Below are 18,553 nucleotides of genomic sequence, written 5' to 3'. Positions count from 1 at the left end.
GCCTTCAGAACATCGTATTGTCGTTCAAAGCCTCTTCGGGCACCGGCTGAATGACGTCCCAGTGTTCCACCAGGTAGCCATCGTTAACGCGGTAGATGTCCACCACCGCGCTGCCGGAATCGTCCGGCGCGCGCTTGAAGTGATAGTGCACGGCCACCAGCGTACCGTCCGGCCCCTCGTCCCCGTAGATCACGCGCTTCACATCGTGCGTCATATCGGGGTTGGCTTGCATGTGCGCGGCCAGCACTTCGATTGTCGGGTCGCGCCCGGTGGGGGAATTGGGATCGTGCTGGATGTAATCGGGATGCACCCACGCCTCGAACCCGTCGGTCAGGCGGTTCTGGTTGTAGAACACCTCGATAAAGCGTTCGGAGACTTCGCGGTCCGACAGGCTGGCGCGGTCCGAGGTGTCCATCGGATCGCCCATGGCTCTCGCCTCTTCGGCAGTCTCCATGTCGGGCGGACCTGTCCCGGCCTGCTCGCACGCGGCGAGCGCCAGGCCCGCCGCCAGCACTGCTGCCGTGCGCCAGATCAATTGCCGTACTCGTCCTTCACCATCATGTCGGTGAAGTGGCCGACCTTGAACGCTTCGCCCAGCACGGGGTGGGCAAAACTCATTTCCACCGGGTGGCGGTTGGGCCAGGTGGTGCGCCATTCGTCCTCGGGCAGGATGCGGTCGGGGCCCAGCGGATTTTCCGGGTAGGGCACCGTGGCGGGCTGGAGGTGTGCGGTCGTCTTTGCCCAGCCGGTCTCGTAGTCGCCCTGCCACTGCATCAGGTAGTTCAGGCGTTTGATCTTCCACACGCCGTCCTCGCGCACGTAGTCGTTCTCGTAGATGCCCGCTTCCCAGAACTGCTGCGGCGGTCCTTCGGGCTTCCAGTCCATCGCCTCGTCATGCCAGCCGCCTGCCAGCATCCCGCGGAAGCGGCCCTTGGCAGTCTTGCGATCCTCGGCGACGGTGATGACGGGCTGGAGCTGGAAGTGATCCAGCAGCAGGCCGTGCACCGGCCCGCGGCGGCCGCGGGTGAACAGGTTCTGGAACCAGGTGCCGTAAAGCCGCATCACGCCTTCCGGCCCTACGTATTCGCCCGACAGGAACACCACCACGCCATCGTCGGCGAACAGCCCTGCGACCTCTTCCGGGCGGTTGTAATCGATGTAGTAGCCATAGGCCATCTGCAGGCGCTGGATCGCGGCCTCGTCTTCCAGGCGGTGGACGCTTTTCTCCAGCGCAGCCAGGCGGCTTTCGGTGTCACTCATTTGAACTCTCCCCATCTCATTCTTTGTATGCAACACTAACGAATGATACGATCATGAAAAGCCCGTTTCGGGTGAGGGAGAGAAAAATGCGCGTCGATCCGGCGGACTACAAAGAGCAGTGGCAGGGCCGCGTGGCTTTCATCACCGGCGCGGTGACGGGGATCGGCCTCGGCACAGCGAAGGCCTTTGCCGATGCGGGAATGCGGCTCGCGCTTTCCTACCGTAACGAGGACGACCGGGCACAGACCGAAAAGTGGCTTGCCGACAAGGGTTACGAGACGCCGCTGTTCTGCAAGCTGGACGTGACCGACCGTGACGGATTCGCGAAGGTAGCGCAGCAGGTGGTCGACCATTTCGGCGAGGTCCACGTGCTGGTGAACAACGCGGGCGTTTCCGTGTTCGGCCCGACGGACGAGGCCAGCTACGACGATTACGACTGGATCATGGGCGTCAATTTCGGCGGCGTGGTGAATGGGCTGCAAAGCTTCATGCCGCACCTGAAGGCAGCCAGCGGTCGCCGCCACGTGGTCAACGTCGCCAGCATGGCCGCCTTCCTGCCGGGGCCGCAGGCGGGCATCTACACCGCCAGCAAGTTCGCCGTGCGCGGACTGACGGACAGCCTGCGCTACAACCTTGCCCCGCACGGTATCGGCTGTTCGCTGTGCTGCCCCGCGCTCACCCGCACCAACGCCTGGGCGAGCGCGCACAAGCGGCCCGAGCAGTTTGCCGAAGCGGGCTTCGCACCGCCGAAGGAAGGCGAGCTGGAGCAGTTCGGCAGCGCTTTCGAGCAGTTCGGCATGGACCCTTACGAAGTGGGCGCGAAGATCCTGCGCGGGATGAGCCAGCAGGACGGCCTGATCCTCACCCACCCCGAACACGGCGTGGACCTGACCGAGGAATTCGCCAAACAGATCGCCGCCCTGCCGGTGGAGGAATGCCCGCCGGGCCGCGCCCATATCGAGGCGCTGCGCCGCAAGGCGGGCAAGGATGCCGAAGCCGGGCTGAAAGTGGCGATGGACGATCTCACCTGACTTGTTTTCCGATTGCGCCTCCGCGCAATCGTCCTCGCTAGACGCGCTCCGCTTCGCTGCGCGCCCGCTGCGGGCGGGCGTTCGCCCTTGCGGCGCGCTAGGCGGGCGCCGTTTCCTGTGCTTTCTCCTAAGGTTTTGAATGTTGCCACGGAGGTGGCAGCGAAAAACAAAACACGCTAACCTCCTCTCCCTAGACGGGGACAATCGAGAGGAATTTCCAGCAATGTGCACGCAGGAACAAGCCAGCAATATGCCGACCATCAACCGCCGCCAGTTCGGCGCGCTGGCAGGGGCGGGGGCGGTCGCGGCCTGTGCCCCGATGGATACGAGTGCAGAGGCGAACGGCGGGCTGGTGGAGAACACCGTCACTTTCGCAGCACCCGGCGGCACGTTCGACGGCGTGTTCATCCATCCCGCCAGCGGTTCGCACCCTGCCGTGATCCTGTGGCCCGACATTGCCGGGCTGCGTCCTGCGAAGGTGCAGATGGGGCGGCGGCTGGCTGAGGCGGGCTATGCCGTGCTCGTCGCCAATCCCTATTACCGCAGCGTTGCGGGCCAGCAGTTCGAGGACTTCGACGACTGGCGGAGCAACGACGGCTGGAACAAGGTGACCCCGTGGCGCGAGAAAAACACGCCCGACGCGGTGCAGGAAACCGCGCGCGCCGTGGTCGCGTGGCTGGACGCGCAGGACGCAGTCGACAGCTCTCGCGGCATCGGCAACCAGGGTTATTGCATGACCGGCAGCTGGACGATTTTCACGGCCGCTGCCGTTCCCTCACGGGTGAAGGCGGCTGCCAGCTTCCACGGCGGCGGACTGGTGGGCGACGGGCCGATGGCGCCTGTGAACCTGCTCGACGACATGGCCGACGATGCCGAGGCGATCATCGCCATTTCGCGTGACGACGATGCCCAGGCGCCCGACGCCAAGGTCGCCCTGCGCGCCGCTGCCGAAGAAGCCGAGGCCGATATCGACGTGGAAGTCTACGACGGCGACCACGGCTGGACCGTGCTCGACAGCCCCGTCTACGCCCAGGCCGAGGCCGAACGGGCGTGGAGCGAACTGCTGGAAATGTATTCCGAGACGCTGTGATCGCCGGTTTTCGGGTATTGCGCGAGATCAATGTGAGCCTCGCGCTGCCTGCCTAGCCCCTATTCCCGATGGCCCCGCGGACGGGGTGACGAGGGGATTGAGAGACCATGGCAAGACGAATTCTGGCAATGGCGATGGGCGCACTTGCGCTGGCGGGCTGCGGCGGCGGGGCGGACCCCGCGGCGGTGGTGGACACCGTGCGGCAGACCGAGCAATCGCAGTTGCAGTCCATCGCCAGCGACGACGTGGTGGGCATCGCGCGCCTCTATGCCGACGATGCGGTGCTGGTGCGACCGGACGGCACGGTGTTGCACGGCGGGGCCGAGATCGGCGCGGAATACGCAGCGCTGATCGAGGATCCGAACTTCGACCTCACCATAGAGCCGACCGGCGGCTGGGCCAGCGCCAACGACGATCTCGCCGTGCTCACCAGCCAGGTGCAGTTCACAACCAGCGACCCGGAAACGGGCGAGCCGGTGACGCTGCCGATGAACAGCCAGACCGTATGGACCAAGGACCCCGGCGGCAGCTGGATGATCCGATCCGCCTACAACGTGGCGCATGAAGTGCAGGCACCTGCCGCCGAGTGATTCGGCGCGGGCCAGTGCGGCAAACAGGCGCGTCGCGGCGACAGGCTGCGGCGCGCCTTTCCATGTCTGGCACCCGGTGACAGCGGTTCGTCGCGCGTGGCGAACACAAGACGCTCCTGGTCCTTCGCTCGCGGCGTTCCGGCGCGGGCGCGCTTGCCTTGGCGACGGCCCAGACGCAGCATTGCGGCGGGGGCGTGACCACGCTTGGAAGGACCACGCACATGATTACCGTTACCACTCTCGCCTCGGGCGCATTGCTGTTCGCGCTCGCGGGCCAGTCTGCGCAGGACGCGCCGGACCCGCTCGACCCCGCCGGCATGGAGCAGACCGCACCGGACACAGCAGCAGACACGGCTTCGGAGGATTTCTCCGACGACGAGATCGACGCTTTCGTCGCTTCCGGCCTCGCGATCCGCGCCTTGCGAGAGGATGCCGCACAGGACCCTGACGCGATGCAGGCAGAGGCCGAGGCGATCATCGCCGCCAATGGACTGGACCGCGCGACATACAATGCCATCGGCAACGCCGCGCAGGAAGACCCGGCGCTCGCCGCGCGGGTGCAGCGGGCCATCGGGGAAGCGCGACAGAGCGCCGAAAGCTAGGCGCGCCTAGCCAAACCAGTACGCCGTGCCGCGCATTTCCAGCGAGATGCGCGGGGCGGCGTCTTCGGGCGCGAGCGGATTGTCGAACGCGCCATGCGGCATCAGCTGCGCGCGTTCCGGGTCGCTCTCGCTGGTCTTGAACACCAGCGCCTCGCCAAGATGCATGTTCGAATAATAGAACCAGCGGTGCGCCGGATTGTGCGCCAGCAAGTAGTTCGGGAAACCCCATTCAGGCGATCCGTCAAGCGGATCGAAGATCGCGTCGCAATCGATCAGGTCATCGGCACTCAGCGAGGTATAGTCGCACAGGCCCAGTGGCACGTCCTGCGGCGGCGGGCTGAGCACGCGCCACACGTTGTACTGCGCGCTGCGCACGATCGTGCGGCCTTCGGGTGCAGTCTGCGCGCGCGCGCCCGCAGCGGCTTCCTTCGCCATATCTACGTGAACGAAGCGGGCAGGGTGGGAATTGTCGTGCGCGGCGTTCGCCCCCGCTTTTTCGGAGAAGCGCAGGATGCCCATCGGCGCCATCGCTACGTGATCGCAACCGACAAGGCCGGTGAGCATTTCGGCGATTTCGCCGGAATGGACGCGCCTCACCTCGGCAAGGTCTGTGAGGTCGGCGAGCGCGCTTTGGTGTTCGACGAGCGTGAAGCCTTCCACATCGAGAGAGCAATCGCGTCCGCGCGCATCGGCGATGTCCACCTCGACGGGCGCGAGCGGGACGAAGTCCTTCTCGTGCGCGTTGGCATAGAAATAAGGGCGCTTATCGGTGCGTTCGCAGTATCCGATCCGCGCTCTTATTCCCTTCATGTCAGGCGTCCTCAAATTCCTCGGTGTCGATCGTCGGGCGGATCGCGTCGTGATAACGGTGGCCGTGGACCGACTGGTGGTTCACGATCTCGCCCGCCTTCGCGATGGCATCTGCCGGAATGTCGACGGTCGCCGCGTGGAAGTTCTCTTCCATGTGCGCGATGGAGGTGGTGCCGGGGATCACGTGGCAGTTGTCGCCCTGTTCCAGAACCCAGCGGTTGGCGAGCTGTGCGGGCGTGACGCCCACTTCTTTCGCCAATGCTTCGAGCTGCTCGATCACCTTGAGGTTCTTCGGCCAGTTCTCGGCATTGAAGCGCGGCATCTTGGTGCGCAGGTCCTTCTCCTCGAGGGTGGAGGGATCCCGCAGCACGCCGCCGAACGCGCCGCGACCGGTGCTGCTGAAGGCGACGAGGGCAATGCCCAGTTCCTTGCAGGTGTCGAGCACGCCCAGTTCCACGTTGCGGGTCCATAGCGAGTATTCGGGCTGCACGGCGGCCACGGGATGCACTTCGTGCGCCTCGCGGATGTGCGCGGCATTCCATTCGGAAACGCCGTAGGCCCCGATCTTGCCCGCTTCCATCGCCCGCACCATCGCGCCCACGCTGTCCGCGATCGGCACCTTGGGATCGAAGCGGTGCATGTAGAACAGGTCGATGTGGTCGGTCTTCAGCCGCTTGAGGCTCGCGTCGAGGTTCTCCTCGATGCTGTCCGGCGCGCAGGAGACGCCGCGCTTCGCGCCGTCCACCACGATGCCGCACTTGCTGGCCAGCAGGAATTCGCCGCGGCGGTGCATCACCGCCTCGGCCAGCAGTTCCTCGTTCTTGCCGCCGCCGTAGATGTTGGCGGTGTCGAGGTGATCGTAGCCAAGGTCCAGCGCCTGGTTCAGCAGCTTCACCTTCACGTCGTGTTCGGGCGGAGTGCCGTAGGCCCACGAAAGGTTCATGCAGCCGAGACCGACTGGATGAACCTTTCGCCCGGCGAGTTCGCGCTTTGCGAGGGCCATCAGGACCAGCCGTCCTGTTCTTCGAGGCTGGCGGCGAGTTCGCCGATCACGCGGTAGCAATCGAGCACGCCAGCGACCGAGCTGTTCGGCTCGCGCCCTTCGCGGATCGCGGCAATGAATTCGCGGTCCTGCAATTCGATGCCGTTGTTGCTGGGCACGTCCACGCCGGACAGGTCGATGGGCTCGTCCTTGCCATTGAACAGGTCGTCATAGCGGGCAAGGTAGGTGCCGGTGTCGCCGATGTAGCGGAAGAAGGTGCCGAACGGCCCCTCGTTGTTGAACGACAGCGACAGGGTGAGAATCTGGCCCTTGTCGGTCTTCATCTGGATCGACTGGTCCATGGCGATGCCCAGCTTGGGGTGCTTTGGCCCCTGCAGGATGTTGGCCTTCACCACCTTGGCGCCGGTCATGTACTGGAAGATGTCGATGGTGTGGGCGGAGTGGTGCCACAGCAGGTGGTCGGTCCACGAACGCGGTTCGCCCTTGGCGTTCTTGTTCTCGCGGCGGAAGAAGTAGGTTTCCACGTCCATCGAGAGGATTTCGAGGTCGCCCGCATCGATCTGCTGTTTCACCCACTGGTGGCTGGGATTGAAGCGGCGGGTGTGGCCCACCATGCAGACGAGGCCGGTTTCTTCCTGCTTCTTCGCCACCGCCTGGGCATCGGCCCAGCTGTCGGCCAGCGGAATTTCGATTTCGACGTGCTTGCCCGCGTCCATCGCCTTGATTGCCTGGTCAGCGTGCATCTGCGTGGGCGTGCAGAGAATGACCGCGTCGATTGCGTCGTTCTCGAGCATTTCCTCGTAATCGGTCGTGGCGTGGCCGATGCCGTACTTGTCGGCCATGGCCTGCGTCTTGTCCTGCGTGCGGCCGACGAGGCTGACGACTTCGACGCCGTCGATGTTCTTCAGGCCGTCGAGGTGCTTTTCACCGAATGCGCCGCCACCGGCGAGTGCGATTTTCATGGGGGGTCTCCCTATCGAGAGTTGTTGTCGAGTGGTTCACATAATCAAAGGGCGCCCGCGGTGAATGTTCCGATGGGCGCCCTTCGTTCGTCAGGCCTTGGCGAAGGTTCCGCCGCTCAGCACGCGGCGCGGTTCCAGCGGTTCGCCCGCGGTCTCCTCCGGCTGGAGGATCAACGCGCCCAGCGCCGTGTTCGAGGCCGGGATGTGGTAGAAGTTGTAGAGGTCGCGCACCTTTTCCGGCAGCGCGCCGCGCATGATCAGCCACATTACCAGTTCGATGCCCTCGCTGCCTGCTTCGCGCAGATAGTCGATGTGCGGCTTCTTGGAGAGCGCCTCGGGATCGTTGATCAGCTGGTCGATGAAATCGAGATCGAACTCCTTGTTGATGAGGCCGGCGCGCGGCCCCTGCAACTGGTGGCTCATGCCGCCCGTGCCCCAGACATGCACGTTGAGGTCCTCCGGGAAGCTTTCCACGGCGGCGCGGATGGAATCGCCCAGCGCATAGCAGCGCGCGCCCGAGGGCGGCGGGTAGGTGACGACGTTCACGGGCAGCGGAATGACCTTGCACGGCCACTGATCCGGCTCGCCGAACATCATGGTGAGCGGGATGGTGCAGCCGTGGTCCACGTCCATCTCGTTCATGATGCACATGTCGAAATCGTCGAGGATCAGGCTCTGCGCGATATGCCAGGCAAGATCGGGATGGCCGACCACGTCGGGCACCGGGCGCGGGCCCCAGCCTTCGTCGGCGGGCTTGAACTTTTCCGCGCAGCCGATGGCGAAAGTGGGGATGATGTTCTGGTCGAACGCGGAGGCGTGGTCGTTGTAAACGAGCACGACCACGTCGGGCATGTTTTCCGGCTTCTTGATCCAGTCACGGATGGCCTGATAGCCCTTGAATACCGGGCCCCAGTAATCATCCTGCGACTTGCCGGTCTCGATCGCCGCACCCAGCGCGGGGATGTGGCTGGAGGTGATTCCTGTGGTTACGCGGGCCATTAGTATTTCCCCTTGATCGAACGTTGGCCTTCGGGCGAGCGGCCGCCTTCCAGCATCATCCTGGCATAGTCTTCCTGGCTCATCCCGGTCATCGACCCGGCGGCGAACTGGAAGCTCTTCTTGTCGGTGCTGAACAGCTTGGCGAGGTAGTAGATGTTGCCGCCGTGATCGATCATCGCGTTGTAATCACGGTCCATCACGGCCTTCTTGGCCTCTTCCGAGATGTTCCACTCATCGAGATAGGCCTTCTCGTCGGCGAGGAAGCGTTCGCGGTTCTCGGCCTTCATCAGGCTCATGGCGAACTGGTTGAGGTGGTATCCCTTGCGCGCACGCTGCGCGGTGAACACGCGAGTGCCGGGAATGTCCTCCATCTCGGCAAGGTATTCGTGGATGTTGATCCGCTCTTTCTTCTTCTCGGTCATGTCAGGCTTCCTCAGCGTCTTCCCATTCGTATTCCAGCGGCGCCTCGCGGAAGGCGAAGCGGTCGATGTGTTCCTCGATCACGCCGCGCATTCGCACGTTTTCCTCGCGGTCGGCCGTGGTCAGCGTGATGCCGATGCCGTCCTTGTGCGCGGTCATCACGGCGTTGGTGTGTTCGGAAAACGGGAACACGCCCATGCCGTCGCCCTCGTCGTAGGTGGTAGCCATCTTGTGGCCCCAGTGCTTGACGAGTTGCTGGATATACCGCTCCGGCTTCTCGCACTTCACCATGCCTGTTGCGGTCGCGCTCAATGTCCGCGCTCCGCCAGCACCTTGTTGAGGCGACCGTAGACGCGGCGGGCATTGCCCTCAAAGATCATGTGTTTCTCTTCCGCGGAGATATCCAGCGCATCGACATACCGCTTGGTATCGTCGAAATAATGGCCGGTCTGCGGATCGATGCCGCGCACTGCGCCCACCATTTCGCTGCCGAACAGGATGTTCTTGTTCTCGATCACGTCGGCCAGCAGGTTTATACCCGGCTGGTGGTAGACGCAGGTGTCGAAGAACACGTTGTTCATCAGGTGGCTCTCGATATCCGGCTGCTTCAGCATGTCGGCGAGGCCACGATAGCGGCCCCAGTGATAGGGCACCGCGCCGCCGCCGTGCGGGATGATCAGCTTCAGGTCCGGGAAGCGGCTGAAGAGGTCGCCCTGGAGCAGCTGCATGAAGGCGACGGTATCGGCGGCAAGGTAATAGCCGCCCGTCGCGTGCATCGAGGGGTTGCAACTGCCCGACACGTGGATCATCGCGGGCACGTCCAGCTCGCACATAGCCTCGTAGATCGGGAACCAGTACTCGTCCGTCAGCGGCGGGTGCTGGAAATAGCCGCCGCCGGGATCGGGGTTGAGATTGCAGACGACGAAGTTCAGTTCCTCAACGCAGCGGCGCAGTTCGCGCACGCTCTCGCTCATGTCGGACTTTGGGCTCTGCGGCAGCATGCAGCCGCCGATGAAGGTATCGGGGAAGAGCTGCGTCACGCGGTAGATCAGGTCGTTGCAGCGCTTCGCCCATTCGCTCGCCACCGCCTGATCGCCCACGTGCGGGGCCATGGCCGATGCACGGGGCGAGAAGATGGTGAAATCCGCCCCCCGTTCCTTGATCAGCTTGAGCTGGTTGTCCTCGATCGTCTGGCGGATTTCGTCGTCCGAAATATCCGGATAGGGCGGCGGCTGCGTACCGTTCTTGTACGCCGCCTTCTGCTCTTCCCGCCACGCGTCGTGCCCTTTGGGCAGGACGGTGTAGTGGCCGTGACAATCGATGATCAGGCTCATTTTCAGCTCTCTCCCTTGAAGTCCGGCGTTTTCCGGATCGCATCCAGCTTGGCAGACAGGGTTTCGGGCGGCTCTGTCATGTCCAGCCCGCCCAGCTGCGTGTGCCAGGCCACGGTCTGGTCGCTCATCGCGGCAGAGGTGCCCATCGCGCGCAGCATTTCTGCCGCCTCGTACATTTCGGCAGCGCGCCGGCCGCCGTGCTTCAGCATCCGGTCGAGGTTGTAGTCGGCACGCTCGGCCCAGGTCTGTTCCTTCGCGCTGGCATCCAGGGAGGCGAGCACTTCGTCCAGCACGCCTGCCTGCGAGGACGCGAGCACCATTTCGGCGGTCAGCGCCTCCACGCCTTTCACCATGATCGAGCGGCACAGCTTGATCGCGCTGGCCCGGCCCACGGTGCTGCCCACGGCGCGCACGTCGGTGAATCCCAATGCGGTCAGCGTCTCAACCGCGTCATCCGCCTTGTTGCCTGCCACCAGCAGCGGCACGGAAAGGCCCACGTCGACAGGCGCCATGATGGCAACGTCGACATAGCGCACATTGACCGCCTCGATCGCCTCGGCCGCCATCGCCTTTGTCTGCGGGGCGACCGAATTCATGTCCAGCCACATGGCTTCCTGCGGCAGGTAGGGCGCGTATTCGCGCGCCGCATCCAGCGCCTGGTCCGCCGTCACGAGCGAGAGGATCACGTCGGCGGTGGCCAGCACCTCCCCGCAATCCTCGCCCAGCGTCAGGCCCGACTTGCTCATGGCAACGCGCCGTTCGGGCAGGATGTCCCACCCCTTCGCGCCTTCCCACTTCGCAGAGCGGGCAAATGTTTCTCCGGCCTCGCCGAAGCCGATCAGTGCCACTTTAGGCATTTTGGTTTCCGAATCTTGCGCAGACATCGCTCTCGACGCGGCCTCCTATCAATTGTAAGTGTTGCATACAAGTTTGCAGCGACCCCGAAGGTGCCGCTTGACGAGTGGCGGGGTAGGGGTTCACGCGATTAACACAACAGTTCGAGAGGAGATTTGTTCACATGGGTGTGGTTGTCCAGAATATCGAACGGGCCGATCCCGAAGTCGTGGAGGCGCTGGGCGCCTGCGGCGTGGCCACCGTTCACGAAGCGCAGGGGCGCACTGGTTTGCTGGCAAGCTACATGCGCCCGATCTATCCCGGCGCGCGCATCGGCGCCTCCGCCGTGACGATCTCCGTGCCTCCCGGCGACAACTACATGGTCCACGCCGCGATTGAGCAGTGCCGCGAAGGCGATGTGCTGGTGATCGCGCCGACCTCCCCGTGCGAGGACGGCTATTTCGGTGACCTGCTGGCCACCAGCGCGCAGGCGCGCGGGGTGAAGGGCCTGATCATCGACGCGGGCATCCGCGATGTGCGCGACCTGAAGGAAATGGATTTCCCCGTGTGGTCCAAGCGCGTGTTCGCGCAAGGCACGATCAAGGCGAGCCTTGGCAGCGTGAACGTGGACGTGGTCTGCGCGGGCGCTTTCATCCGGCCCGGCGACATTGTCGTTGCCGACGATGACGGCGTGTGCGTCACCCGCCGCGAAGATGCAGAGGAAGTGCTGAAGAAGGCGCAGGCGCGCGAGGCGAACGAGGAAGAGAAGCGAAAGCGGCTGGAAAGCGGCGAACTGGGCCTCGACATGTACGGCTTCCGCGACAAGCTGAAGGACATGGGCCTGAAGTGGGTCTGAGCCTCACGAGCAGCAGGTGAACAGGCCCGAACTGCACTGGCCGACCGTTCTGCGGACCGGATGTGCAACCTGGGCCATCGGCCTGCTGCTCGCCCTCCTGCTGCTGCCGCCCCTGCTGGAGGGGCTGGCATGGCTATTCGAGATCATAGACAGGGATTGACCTGCGAAGGGTGTAGGACATGAAAGAAGCACCGGTCATGTGGATGCGCGGGGGCACGTCGAAAGGCGGATATTTCCTCGCCTCAGACCTTCCGAGCAGTACACAGGAGCGCGACGCGTTCCTGCTGGGCGTGATGGGCAGCCCCGATCCGCGCCAGATCGATGGCATGGGCGGGGCGGACCCGCTGACCAGCAAGGTGGCCGTGGTGAAGCGGTCAGAGCGCGAGGGCGTGGACGTCGACTACCTGTTCCTGCAGGTGTTCGTGGACCAGGCCATCGTCACCGATGCGCAGAACTGCGGCAATATCCTTGCAGGTGTCGGCCCCTTTGCCATCGAGCGCGGCCTGGTGGCAGCGCGCGGCGAGGTGACGGATGTTACCATCTACATGGAGAACACCGGGCAGATCGCGGTTGCCAGCGTGCAGACACCGGGAGCGATGCCGACTTACGAGGGCGAAGCGAAGATCGACGGTGTGCCGGGCAGCCATGCGCCCATTCCCATCGAGTTCCGCGATACGGCAGGTTCCAGCTGCGGTGCGCTGCTGCCCACCGGCAACCCGGTGGACGAGATCGAGGGCGTGCCCTGCACTCTCATCGACAACGGGATGCCCTGCATCGTCTTCAAGGCCGAGGACGTGGGCGCAACCGGCTACGAAACGCGCGAGGAGCTCGAGAGCGATGCCTTCCAGCCGATCCGCGACAGGATCGAGAAAATCCGGCTCGCCGCTGGCCCGCTGATGAACCTTGGCGACGTGGCCGAGAAATCGGTGCCCAAGATGACGCTGGTCGCCCCTCCGAAGAACGGCGGCGCCGTCACCACCCGCGTCTTCATCCCGCACCGCGCCCACGCCTCCATCGGTGTGCTGGGTGCCGTCACCGCCGCCACCGCCTGCCTCGTGGAAGGCTCCCCCGCAGCTGAAGTGGCCGACATTCCCGAAGGCGCGGAAAAGACCATGAGCATCGAACACCCCAGCGGCGAGACGACCTGCGTGATGAAAGTCGACGATGCAGGCGAAGTCACCAGCGCCGCCCTGCTGCGCACCGCGCGCAAACTGATGGATGGAACCGTCTATGTCTGATCGTATCACTTCCTGGCATCCCAGCCCTTCGAAACCCGCCTACACCCCGCCGCCCGGCGCGGTGGACGCGCATTGCCACGTGTTCGGGCCGATGGCGCAGTTCCCCTTCAGCCCCAAGGCGAAGTACCTGCCAGAGGATGCCGGGCCTGACATGTTGTTTGCCCTGCGCGATCACCTGGGGTTCGAGAAGAACGTGATCGTGCAGGCCAGTTGCCACGGCACGGACAACGCCGCCACGCTGGATGCGATTGCCAAGTCGAATGGCAAGGCGCGCGGCGTGGCCGTGGTCGATCCTGCCATCAGCGACGACGATCTGGCAAAGCTGCACGACGGCGGCATTCGCGGCATCCGCTTCAATTTCCTGAAGCGGCTCGTCGACAATGCGCCCAAGGACAAGTTCCTCGAAGTCGCCAACCGTCTGCCTAAGGGCTGGCACGTCGTGATCTATTTCGAGGCGGACATCCTTGAGGAAATGAAGCCCTTCATGGCCGCGATCCCCGTGCCCATCGTGATCGACCACATGGGCCGCCCCGACGTGACGCAGGGGCCGGACGGGCCGGACATGCGCGCCTTTCGCGCCCTGCTCGATTCGCGGAAGGACATCTGGTTCAAGCCCACTTGCCCGGACCGGCTCGATGCCATCAAGGAGGGCGGCAAGGGCGACCCGTGGGACAATTTCGCCGCCGCCGTCGCTCCGCTGGTGGCGGACTACCCCGATCGCTGCATCTGGGGCACCGACTGGCCGCATCCCAATATGCAGGACGAGGTGCCGGACGACGGCCATATCGTCGACATGATCCCGCGCATCGCGCCAAGCGAAGAATTGCAGCGCAAGCTCTTGGTCGAAAACCCGAACCGGTTATACTGGTCCGACTAGAAAAGGCCGGCGCACCACCAGACCGGCCATGATGGAGAGATCAATGGCTGGAGAAGAGCGCCGCCTCGACAGGGCGCTGTGCGACTGGTTCGCCGACGTAGAAATCCTCGACACCACGATCGGCGGCCTGCTGCGCGATCAGGCAGCCGCCAATCCTGACCGGGACGCGCTGCTGGAAGGCCTGCCCGACGGAACCGTGGGCCGCCGCTGGACCTACGGCGAATTGCTCAGCGATGCGGAGCGGCTGGCCAAGGGCCTCGCCGCGCGCTTCCAGCCCGGAGAGCGGGTGGCGATCTGGGCGCCCAACGTGCCCGAATGGGTGCTGGTCGAATATGCCGCCGCGCTGGCGGGCCTGACGGTGGTGACGGTGAACCCGTCCTACCAGAAGCGCGAGTTGTCCTACGTCTTGCAACAGAGCACATCGGTCGCGCTGTTCCTGATCGGCGAGTTTCGCGGCAACCCGATGGCGAAAATCGCCGCCGAAGTGGCTGACGACCTGCCCGCGCTGCGCGAGATCATCGACATGCACGACGAGGCCGCGCTGTTCACCGATCCTTCCGGTACGCTGCCCGAGGTCGACACCAACGATCCCGCGCAGATCCAGTACACCAGCGGCACCACCGGCTTTCCCAAGGGCGTGGTCCTCTCGCACCGCAACCTCACCAACAACGCCCGCCTGTTCGTGGAAGTGGGCGACCTGCCCCGCGGCCTCGGCGCGCTGGGCCTGACACCGCTGTTCCACACCATGGGCTGTTCGATGGGCGTGCTGGGCGCGCTGCAATCGGGCGGGGCCTACTGCCCGCTGCTGGCTTTCGATCCGGGTGCCGCGCTGGACCTGGTGGAAGCGGAGAAGCTGAGCTGGACCATCTGCGTGCCGACCATGGCCGTCGCCATGGTGGCGGCGCAGAAGGCAAAGGCGCGCGACCTTTCCTCGCTCCAGCGCATCGGCATGGGCGGGGCGATGGTCGCCCCCGAACTGGCGCGCAACGTGCGCGACGTGCTGGGGGCCGATACGCTGGTGGCCTATGGCCAGACCGAGAGCAGCCCGCTGATCACCACGGGCAGGCCGGGCGACGATTTCGACAAGATCATCACCACCATCGGCCAGCCCGCTCTTGGCTGCGAAGTGGGCATCTTCAATCCCGACACCAACGAGGTCGTGGCCTGCGACGAGGTGGGCGAAATCCGCTGCCGCTCGGCCTCCACCATGCTGGGCTACAACGACGATCCGGAGGCGACGGCGGAAACCATCGACGCGCAAGGCTGGCTGCACACCGGCGACCTCGGCACGATGGACGACCAGGGCTATGTGAAGATCACCGGCCGGGTGAAGGAAATGATCATTCGCGGCGGCGAGAACCTGTTCCCTGCGGAGATCGAGAACGTGCTGCTGGAGCATCCCGACGTTGCCGAGTGCGCCGTGGTCGGCGTGCCGGACGACGTGCTGGGCGAGGCGGTCGCCGCCTTCGTGCGAATGGACGACGGCAAGGCGCTGGATGCAGAGGCCCTGCGCGCCCATTGCCGCAGCCAGATCAGCCCGCAAAAATGCCCCGCGCACTGGCAGCAGGTCAGCGAGTGGCCGCTGACGGGTTCGGGCAAGATCCGCAAGTTCAAGCTGCGCGACGAATGGGTGGCGGCAAACGCCAAGTAGCCGCCGCGTGACTATCCTCGCCATAGGCCGCGCCACCTTCGACCTTGGCTATGCCTGTCCGTCCTTCCCGGTGGAGGACGGCAAGCTTTCCGCCACGCATTTCTGGGCAAGCGCGGGCGGCTCTGCCCTCAACGGCGCGATCACCGCGCGTGCGCTGGGAAGCGAGGTGCGCCTGTCGACCCTGCTGGGCGCAGGCAGCTTTGCCGACGCTGTACGCGGCGAACTGGCGCAGTACGGCGTGCCGTTCGAGGATTTTGCCGACCCCGCGGTCGAAGTGCTGCCCGTCTCCAGCATCATCGTGGTGCCCGACGGCGGCACGCGCACGATCATCGACCAACAGCCTCCGCAGGCGGTGGCGCGCGCCGTGCCCGATGCAGGCTGCCTCGACGGTGTGGACGTGCTCTACTGCGACGGCTTCCTGCCCGAGATCGCCGTGCCGCTGGCCAGGGCAGCGCGGGAACGCGGCATTCCCGTGGTGCTGGACGGGGGATCGTGGAAGCCGTGGACGGGCGACCTCATCGCGCACGTCGATCATGCGGTGGTGTCCGAGCGGTTTCACCCGCCGGGGCAGGGCGGAGCTGATATCCTCGATGCCGTCCGCGCGCTTGGCCCCAGCGTCGCCGCGATCACGCGGGGGCCGGGGCCGATTTCATGGAAGGCAGACACGGGGCGGGGCGAAATCGCCCCGCCGCAGGTCGATGCCGTCGATACGTTGGGCGCGGGCGACGTGTTTCACGGTGCCTACTGCCACTTCCTTGCAGCGGGTGAGAACGTCGCGGACGCTCTCACCCATGCTGCCGAGGTGGCGGCAGAAAGCTGCCGGTATTACGGCACACGCGCCTGGATAGAGGCTCGTCCGGCTGCTTAGCCTTCCATCACCATGCGCACGAAGTCGACCGTCTGCCGGGTGGCGGCAGCGAACTCGGTCGCGGTGGCCTGGAAACTGCCGAACTGCGCGAATTCGTGCGGCTTCATGCCTTCGAACTCGTAGGCCTGGCGGAACGCGGGCAGCTTCATCAGCTTCTCGATGCTGGCCTTGTTCGGCTCGCGCTCGATCGCCTTGGCGTCGAACGGGGCCAGCTCGTCCTCCACTTCCATCAGCTGTTTGATGTAGCTGGGCGGGCAGGTGTAGACCATGTCGCTGCCGGCGAAGTCGGAAATGTGGCGCGAGACGGTGTTGCCGTCCTTGTCCGTCTCCACCCGCATCGAGCATTGCAGCATCTTGGACGGGTGGTCGATCTCCTTGCCGTGCCAGTAGGCGCGCTTCAGCACGGCTTCCTCGCCGTCGCGGATCTCGTCCAGCGACAGTTCGATGCCGCGCTGCTCGGCCTGCTTTTTCCAGTCGCTCTTTTCGCCAAGGCGGCTGGACATGTGGGTGATGACGCTGCGCCACTTGGACAGGTCCACGCCCGCGGCCTTCGCGCGCAGCAGACCGGCGGAGACGGCGGCGCGGCAGCGCGCATACTGCGCCACGGCGAAGCTGGTGGTGTTGTTGGTGGAAATGCCGCGTGCGGTCAGCTCCTCCAGCACCTCGTACCCTTCCTTGGAGCCGGGCAGCTTCACCATAACGTTGTCGCCCTGTGCAGCGATGGAAAGACCCTGCGCCAGCATGGCCTCCCCATCGGTGACGAAGCGCGGATCGACCTGGCCCGACAGCATTCCGTACTTGTAGCCCGATGCCTCGAACGCGGGGCGGATGGCATCGGCGCCCAGCTTCACGAGGTGCAGGTACATCTTCCAGTATACGCCCTCGACATCGAGGCCGGGGTTCTGGGCGGCGATATCCTTCACCAGCTTTGTCCAGCCTTCCGGATCGAGCTGCACGGCCTGCAGCGACAGGGGCGGGTTGGTGGTAACGCCGCGAAAGCCCATCTCGGCAGGGGCATCGGGGTTGTAGAAGCGGGTGAGCTGCGCTTCCCAGTCGTCGCGCTTGCCATCGGGCGCGGCGGCGACGGTCTCTTCCTTCCAGCTGGGGAAGACCAGTGGCGAACTGTCCCACCAGATTTCCGCATCTGCATTGGTATCGGCGAGCTTTTCAAGAACGTGCTTGGTCATCGGGAATCTCTCCAGCGTTTGCTTGGCACGGCCCTTCGCACTGCAAGACGGGCATAGTCAATTACCCGATGCCGATATGGCCACGAATTACGACATTTCGCCGTATCGCCAGACGCGCGCGGACCGTGCGAATATGCTATACACGCCTCGAAGGGATTCCGCATATGGCCCATATCCTGCGCAAGATCGCATTCGCCACGGCCCTCGCCGCGACGGGACTGGCAGCGCCCGCCGCTGCCGACGGTATCATGGACGAGCCCCTGCCGCGCTTCGAGGACCGACTGTGTCCCGGTATTATCGGTTTGGACCGCGAATATGCCGGGCTGATGGTGAGCCGCCTGCGCGAGAACGCCGACGCCCTCGGCTTGCGGCTGGCGGGCGGGGATGCTTGCGAGGCCAACGTGGTTATCGCCTTTGTCGAGGACAGCCGCGCCTACCTGGCCGAAATGATGGACGAGCGCGGATACCTGTTCAACGACATGACGCCCATGCAGCGGCGGCAATTGCTGGAAAGCACGGGCGCTTCCGGCGTGTGGCACCAGGTCGCGGCGCGCACGCGGGATGGCATCAGGGTCGGCAGGCGAGAGAACCTGGCGCAGGTGCCCACGGCCGGCATGTGGCAGGCGCATTCGCGCATCTACCGCCCCGTACGCCACGATATCACCTACGCCCTCGTCCTGCTGGACCGTGACGAGGCGCGCGGCCTTACACTGCGGCAGCTTGCCGACTACGCCACGCTTCGCGCACTCGCGACCGAATTCCCCGCCGGCGCGGGTGAGGGAGAGGCGAGCATGCTGACCCTGTTCGAGGATGCCGACAAGCCGATGGAACTCACCGCGTTCGATCGGGCGTGGCTGGAGCGGCTCTATGCAGGATTGCCGAACATTCCGGCGTCGACCCGCTTGCAGGGCGTCGAAGTGGCTGAGAGCGAATAGGCTCTC

The 18,553-nt window shown here is 64.9% G+C and carries 22 protein-coding genes; 11 read left to right on the top strand and 11 right to left on the bottom strand.

What is annotated here, in order from left to right; translation table 11 throughout:
• Positions 1-4: 4 nt before the first annotated feature.
• Together D4Q51_RS08350 and D4Q51_RS08345 are read right to left on the bottom strand one after the other, a co-directional pair.
• A complete protein-coding gene (locus D4Q51_RS08350) occupies positions 5-535 on the bottom strand; it encodes a nuclear transport factor 2 family protein (protein WP_162925233.1) in 531 nt (176 codons plus the stop codon).
• Complete coding sequence (locus D4Q51_RS08345) at positions 532-1,260, bottom strand: nuclear transport factor 2 family protein (RefSeq protein WP_120077284.1); 729 nt, start codon at positions 1,258-1,260, stop codon at positions 532-534. The genes D4Q51_RS08350 and D4Q51_RS08345 overlap by 4 nt, the downstream gene beginning before the upstream one ends.
• A gap of 86 nt (positions 1,261-1,346) precedes the next feature.
• Between D4Q51_RS08345 and D4Q51_RS08340 the strand changes: the two genes are divergently transcribed.
• From D4Q51_RS08340 to D4Q51_RS08325, 4 genes are all read left to right on the top strand, one after another.
• Positions 1,347-2,291 (top strand): SDR family NAD(P)-dependent oxidoreductase, encoded by a 945-nt coding sequence (locus D4Q51_RS08340; protein ID WP_120077283.1) that lies wholly within the window; start codon positions 1,347-1,349, stop codon positions 2,289-2,291.
• Between the two features lie 250 nt (positions 2,292-2,541).
• Complete coding sequence (locus D4Q51_RS08335; protein ID WP_240624635.1) at positions 2,542-3,381, top strand: dienelactone hydrolase family protein; 840 nt, start codon at positions 2,542-2,544, stop codon at positions 3,379-3,381.
• Between the two features lie 107 nt (positions 3,382-3,488).
• Positions 3,489-3,971, top strand: coding sequence for a YybH family protein (locus tag D4Q51_RS08330; protein ID WP_120077281.1), 483 nt, complete (start codon positions 3,489-3,491; stop codon positions 3,969-3,971).
• Positions 3,972-4,165: 194 nt separating this feature from the next.
• Positions 4,166-4,573 (top strand): DUF4168 domain-containing protein, encoded by a 408-nt coding sequence (locus D4Q51_RS08325; protein WP_162925231.1) that lies wholly within the window; start codon positions 4,166-4,168, stop codon positions 4,571-4,573.
• A 6-nt stretch (positions 4,574-4,579) separates the two neighbouring features.
• Here D4Q51_RS08325 and D4Q51_RS08320 read toward each other — a convergent pair whose 3' ends face one another.
• From D4Q51_RS08320 to D4Q51_RS08285, 8 genes are all read right to left on the bottom strand, one after another.
• Positions 4,580-5,383, bottom strand: a complete 804-nt coding sequence (locus D4Q51_RS08320) for a CmcJ/NvfI family oxidoreductase (protein WP_120077279.1) — start codon at positions 5,381-5,383, stop codon at positions 4,580-4,582.
• 1 nt (position 5,384) lies between these two features.
• The gene (locus tag D4Q51_RS08315; protein WP_120077278.1) at positions 5,385-6,386 is read right to left on the bottom strand and encodes an aldo/keto reductase; all 1,002 of its coding nucleotides are present in this window, start codon (positions 6,384-6,386) and stop codon (positions 5,385-5,387) included.
• A complete protein-coding gene (locus tag D4Q51_RS08310) occupies positions 6,386-7,348 on the bottom strand; it encodes a Gfo/Idh/MocA family oxidoreductase (RefSeq protein ID WP_120077277.1) in 963 nt (320 codons plus the stop codon). Before D4Q51_RS08310 ends, D4Q51_RS08315 begins: the two co-directional genes overlap by 1 nt.
• Before the next feature lie 90 nt (positions 7,349-7,438).
• Positions 7,439-8,347, bottom strand: a complete 909-nt coding sequence (locus D4Q51_RS08305; protein WP_120077276.1) for a class III extradiol dioxygenase subunit beta — start codon at positions 8,345-8,347, stop codon at positions 7,439-7,441.
• A complete protein-coding gene (ligA, locus tag D4Q51_RS08300; RefSeq protein ID WP_120077275.1) occupies positions 8,347-8,769 on the bottom strand; it encodes a protocatechuate 4,5-dioxygenase subunit alpha in 423 nt (140 codons plus the stop codon). The genes D4Q51_RS08305 and ligA overlap by 1 nt, the downstream gene beginning before the upstream one ends.
• 1 nt (position 8,770) lies before the next feature.
• The gene (locus D4Q51_RS08295) at positions 8,771-9,079 is read right to left on the bottom strand and encodes a DUF2218 domain-containing protein (protein WP_240624634.1); all 309 of its coding nucleotides are present in this window, start codon (positions 9,077-9,079) and stop codon (positions 8,771-8,773) included.
• Positions 9,076-10,101 carry an amidohydrolase family protein gene (locus D4Q51_RS08290; protein WP_120077273.1) on the bottom strand — a complete coding sequence of 342 codons (1,026 nt, stop codon included), beginning with the start codon at positions 10,099-10,101 and terminating at the stop codon, positions 9,076-9,078. The genes D4Q51_RS08295 and D4Q51_RS08290 overlap by 4 nt, the downstream gene beginning before the upstream one ends.
• Positions 10,102-10,103: 2 nt before the next feature.
• Entirely contained in the window at positions 10,104-10,958 is an 855-nt protein-coding gene (locus tag D4Q51_RS08285) for an NAD(P)-dependent oxidoreductase (RefSeq protein ID WP_120077482.1), read from the bottom strand.
• A 161-nt stretch (positions 10,959-11,119) separates the two neighbouring features.
• Here D4Q51_RS08285 and D4Q51_RS08280 point away from each other — a divergent pair, with 161 nt between their 5' ends.
• The 6 genes from D4Q51_RS08280 to D4Q51_RS08260 are packed head-to-tail and all read left to right on the top strand — an operon-like array spanning position 11,120 to position 16,425.
• Entirely contained in the window at positions 11,120-11,791 is a 672-nt protein-coding gene (locus D4Q51_RS08280) for a 4-carboxy-4-hydroxy-2-oxoadipate aldolase/oxaloacetate decarboxylase (RefSeq protein WP_120077272.1), read from the top strand.
• Between the two features lie 16 nt (positions 11,792-11,807).
• Positions 11,808-11,951 (top strand): hypothetical protein, encoded by a 144-nt coding sequence (locus D4Q51_RS15680; RefSeq protein WP_162925229.1) that lies wholly within the window; start codon positions 11,808-11,810, stop codon positions 11,949-11,951.
• A 19-nt stretch (positions 11,952-11,970) separates the two neighbouring features.
• Positions 11,971-13,029, top strand: coding sequence for a 4-oxalomesaconate tautomerase (locus D4Q51_RS08275; RefSeq protein WP_120077271.1), 1,059 nt, complete (start codon positions 11,971-11,973; stop codon positions 13,027-13,029).
• Positions 13,022-13,906 carry an amidohydrolase family protein gene (locus D4Q51_RS08270; protein WP_120077270.1) on the top strand — a complete coding sequence of 295 codons (885 nt, stop codon included), beginning with the start codon at positions 13,022-13,024 and terminating at the stop codon, positions 13,904-13,906. Before D4Q51_RS08275 ends, D4Q51_RS08270 begins: the two co-directional genes overlap by 8 nt.
• Before the next feature lie 43 nt (positions 13,907-13,949).
• On the top strand, positions 13,950-15,557 hold the full coding sequence (locus D4Q51_RS08265; protein WP_120077269.1) for an AMP-binding protein: 1,608 nt from the start codon (positions 13,950-13,952) through the stop codon (positions 15,555-15,557).
• 7 nt (positions 15,558-15,564) lie between these two features.
• The gene (locus D4Q51_RS08260) at positions 15,565-16,425 is read left to right on the top strand and encodes a PfkB family carbohydrate kinase (protein ID WP_120077268.1); all 861 of its coding nucleotides are present in this window, start codon (positions 15,565-15,567) and stop codon (positions 16,423-16,425) included.
• Here D4Q51_RS08260 and D4Q51_RS08255 read toward each other — a convergent pair.
• A complete protein-coding gene (locus tag D4Q51_RS08255; protein ID WP_120077267.1) occupies positions 16,422-17,612 on the bottom strand; it encodes a transaldolase family protein in 1,191 nt (396 codons plus the stop codon). The two genes, D4Q51_RS08260 and D4Q51_RS08255, sit on opposite strands and share 4 nt — an antisense overlap.
• Before the next feature lie 164 nt (positions 17,613-17,776).
• Between D4Q51_RS08255 and D4Q51_RS08250 the strand changes: the two genes are divergently transcribed.
• Positions 17,777-18,547, top strand: coding sequence for a hypothetical protein (locus D4Q51_RS08250; protein WP_120077266.1), 771 nt, complete (start codon positions 17,777-17,779; stop codon positions 18,545-18,547).
• Positions 18,548-18,553 lie beyond the last annotated feature (6 nt).

The organism is Aurantiacibacter odishensis, assembly GCF_003605195.1.
Classification (GTDB): domain Bacteria; phylum Pseudomonadota; class Alphaproteobacteria; order Sphingomonadales; family Sphingomonadaceae; genus Alteraurantiacibacter; species Alteraurantiacibacter odishensis.
Note: the sequence above shows the minus strand (reverse complement) of the source record. Positions and strands in the feature narration are given on the sequence as shown.